Genomic DNA, 3,637 nt, shown 5'->3' with positions numbered 1-3,637 from the left:
ATTCTTGTGTAAATCGACGTCTCATTTTATCTGCCTCTATTAAAAGTTAGAGGCGACAACTATCCTGACACAGGGGGTTTACTTCTCATTCTTTTCTCTTTGTGCAAAAAATCTTTAAGTGGTTTACTCAAAAAAGTTAAAAGCGCTACGCTTTAGGGGAAGTGAAAAAACATGGATTACAATCAGCTCACTATTTCAAGCGAAAAACTCTCTTAGCTCTCAGTGGTATAACTTAGTAGCCTTTAAAGCATGATCTAAATCAACTTAGCTTCACCCCTATATCTGCTTATGTAAATAACTTGATCTCGATCACGTTGCGACCTGCAAACACCGCCTATGATTAATCCATCAACAACGAGGGGAACAAATCATGAGCGTATTCTTTAGAGATTTTTTTACAGATCCAGTTTTATTTATGTCTTTTGGATTTTTAACTATCGTTGTTTCTTTATGTATCTTTTTTGCTTTTTTCTTTCTGAAAAAAATACATGATGCAGAAATTCCTGACCAAAATTAAGCACGACGCACTAAAGCGCCTTATTAGTTTACTAGTTAGGCGCTTTTTATTTTCTGAAGCGAAAAATTTGGTACACTAGCTTTTCGTTTAATACAAAGTGCGTAGTACAAACATGATCTCTCAGTTCAAACCAGCATGGTGGATGACCAATCGTCACGTTCAGACCATAATGCCGCGTTTTTTCCGCCCATTTCACCACACTCGCTACGAACTTGAGCAACTTGATACACCTGATGGTGACTTTATTGAGCTCGCATGGTCACTTCCACATAACGAAACCGCTCCACTTGCCGTTGTTTTACATGGCCTTGAAGGCAATATAAATAGCTTTTATGCCAAAGGCATGATGAAGGCGTTAAAAAAGCAAGGTTATGCAGTTGTGCTTATGCACTTTAGAAATTGCTCAACTGAAGTAAATCGCCTGCCACGTGCTTATCACAGCGGTGACACCGCCGATTTAGCCTTTTTTATAAATCACTTAAAGCTGCAATTTCCTGAGCGCACTATGGTCGCTGTAGGTTTTTCGTTAGGCGGTAACGTACTGGCCAAATACTTAGGTGAACAATCACAAGCATGCCCACTAAGTGCTGCAGCGGTGGTATCTGCTCCTTATGATTTGTCGTCATCAAGCGATGTTATTCGTAAAAGCTTAGGTAAAATTTACCAAAAATATCTGCTCGATCGCATGAAAAAATCAATGCAGCGAAAGCTGCCACAAATTAAGCAGCAAATTCCTATAACTACCGATCAATTAATGAATATTGATGATTTATTAGAGTTTGATAACCAACTTACAGCACCGTTACACGGCTTTGAAAATGCCCACGATTACTATCGTAAAGCCAGTGCCATGCCGTACTTAAAAGATATTGCTATACCCACACTTATTATTCATGCCAAAGACGACCCAATGCTCTCAATTAAGGCCGTACCGAGTAGGCAAGATGTGAGTGAGCATGTTACGCTGCGCATCTCTGACAAAGGCGGACACGTTGGTTTTATTAGCGGTAAAAATCCGTTTAAGCCTATATTTTGGTTAGAGAAAGCCGTGCCATGCTATTTTGGGCAACATGTTTTAGGCAACGCAAACAAAGAGCAATTATGATTATCCCTTTTGAACAACTCGATAAAGATACACTGTACAACCTAATAGAAAGCTATGTACTGCGCGAAGGCACCGATTATGGCGAAGTAGAAGCAAGCATCGAATCTAAAGTTAACCAAGTTAAGCTACAGCTTAAAAATGGCGAAGCAATGGTGTTTTTCTCAGAATTACATGAGTCAGTTACTATTATTTCTAAGGGCGAATTTAAAGCGCTGCAAAGTGAAGAGCATCAAGCAGAGGCGTTTGATTAAGGTGTAGTACTTGTAACTTTTGAATTGAACGTACACAATGGCTTTTTACCCAAAGAGCCAAAACATGATAAAACTCAGCACTCTAGTGGTAGCCGTATCACTAGCATTAACTAGTCAAGTCCATGCAGAACAAACAATAACAGCATCCGACAAAGCAATTAAACTCGCTAAAGACACCATTTTAATTGATACCCATATCGACGTACCTTATCGAATTCACGAAAGCTGGGTTGATGTAACTAAAGCGACAACTGATGGCGATTTTGACTACCCTCGCGCTGTAAAAGGCGGTTTAAACGCACCGTTTATGTCGATTTATATTCCTGCGCATTTGGAATTTGAAGGTAAAGGAAAAAGCTACCAACTAGCCAATCAAATGATTGATAGTATGGAAGCTATAGCCCAGCGCGCACCCGATAAGTTTGCTATTGCCAGCTCAAGCACTGATATAGAAGAGCAGTTTAAGCAAGGTAAGCTGTCTATTGCAATGGGTATGGAAAATGGATCTCCTATCGAAGGAGATATGAAAAACCTTCAGCACTTTTACGACCGCGGTATTCGCTACATCACGCTAGCGCACTCGCAAAGCAACCATATTTCGGATTCGTCTTATGATATTCGCCGCAAATGGAAAGGTTTAAGCCCATTTGGTAAAAAGCTAATTACTGAAATGAATAATATTGGTATGTTAATCGACGTATCACATATTTCTGATGATGCGTTTTATCAGGTTATGGATCTCTCTAAAACACCCGTAATTGCCTCACATTCATCACTTCGTAAATACACGCCAGGCTTTGAGCGTAATATGAATGACGACATGCTATTGGCACTTAAAGAAAATGGCGGTGTTATTCAAATCAACTTTGGCTCAAGTTTTGTTACCGCTAAAGCAGGTAGTTGGGGCAAGCAGTTAAAAAGCACAAAAGAGTCGGTTAAAAAAGACGGGACTAAATTAAGCAAAGATTTTGATGCTGCCTACCGTGCTAAAAACCCTTACCCATTTGCAAGCCTTGAGCAAGTACTTGATCATATTGATCACGTAGTTGAGCTAATTGGTATTGATTATGTAGGTATTGGCTCTGATTATGATGGAGTAGGCGATTCATTACCTATCGGTTTAAAAGATGTATCTAGCTACCCTAACCTTGTTCAAGGTTTAATGGATAGAGATTACAGCGATGCTGATATTAAAAAAATTCTTAGCGGTAATTTATTAAGAGTTTTAAAGCAAGCTGAAGAATATGCGAAGAAAAATTAAAGCTTTTTAGCGTATATTAGTTATTGGCTAAAATACCAAAAGCTAATTCAATATAAGCGCGGCCTAGCCGTGCTTTTTATTGGTACCAATTTTATTAAAAGCATGATCATTTTAACGTATTAAATAGTCCATTAACTGCGTAGTTATTTTCAGCAATCTTTTTCCTCGGGTTTCGTAAAACTCAATCCAAGCTACGGCAATAAAGTTATAACGAAAAGCCAATCACTTTTCTTCAGGTATTAAAAAAGGCCACCTAAGTGACCTTTTTCTAATAATTAACTTTAAGGTTAATTATTACGCTACGATAATTGCTACAAAGCACCTACGCCTAAGGTAAGAGCGCCACCTTCATATGACACTTTTCTTCAGGCATTAAAAAAGGCCACCTGAGTGACCTTTTTCTAACAATTAACTTTAAAGTTAATTATTACGCTACGATAGTTGCTACAACACCAGCACCTACAGTACGACCACCTTCACGGATAGCAAAACGAAGACCTTCA

Annotated in this window: 3 protein-coding genes and 1 pseudogene; 3 read left to right on the top strand and 1 reads right to left on the bottom strand. The window is 38.8% G+C overall.

The window, feature by feature from the left end:
• Positions 1–629: 629 nt before the first annotated feature.
• The 3 genes from I6F50_RS20040 (at position 630) to I6F50_RS20030 (ending at position 3,134) form a co-directional block, all read left to right on the top strand.
• A complete protein-coding gene (locus I6F50_RS20040; RefSeq protein WP_165741905.1) occupies positions 630–1,622 on the top strand; it encodes a hydrolase in 993 nt (330 codons plus the stop codon).
• Positions 1,619–1,873, top strand: a complete 255-nt coding sequence (locus I6F50_RS20035; protein WP_007582257.1) for a YheU family protein — start codon at positions 1,619–1,621, stop codon at positions 1,871–1,873. The genes I6F50_RS20040 and I6F50_RS20035 overlap by 4 nt, the downstream gene beginning before the upstream one ends.
• Positions 1,874–1,937: 64 nt before the next feature.
• Complete coding sequence (locus tag I6F50_RS20030; protein ID WP_165729563.1) at positions 1,938–3,134, top strand: dipeptidase; 1,197 nt, start codon at positions 1,938–1,940, stop codon at positions 3,132–3,134.
• Between the two features lie 427 nt (positions 3,135–3,561).
• On the opposite strand, the pseudogene I6F50_RS20025 reads toward I6F50_RS20030, so the two are convergent.
• Positions 3,562–3,637 (bottom strand): annotated as a pseudogene (locus I6F50_RS20025) (elongation factor Tu); the annotation flags it as partial.

It is taken from the genome of Pseudoalteromonas sp. NZS127_1 (assembly GCF_015864295.1).
In the GTDB taxonomy this organism is placed as follows: domain Bacteria; phylum Pseudomonadota; class Gammaproteobacteria; order Enterobacterales; family Alteromonadaceae; genus Pseudoalteromonas; species Pseudoalteromonas arctica.
The sequence above is the reverse complement of the archived record's forward strand: the minus strand, read 5'-3'. Positions and strand labels throughout refer to the sequence as shown.

What these genes read in the sequence shown, in the direction of transcription:
- I6F50_RS20040 (WP_165741905.1), top strand. Translation starts at nt 630, where the DNA reads ATGATCTCTCAGTTCAAACCAGCATGGTGGATGACCAATCGTCACGTT.
- I6F50_RS20030 (WP_165729563.1), top strand. Translation starts at nt 1,938, where the DNA reads ATGATAAAACTCAGCACTCTAGTGGTAGCCGTATCACTAGCATTAACT.
- I6F50_RS20035 (WP_007582257.1), top strand. Translation starts at nt 1,619, where the DNA reads ATGATTATCCCTTTTGAACAACTCGATAAAGATACACTGTACAACCTA.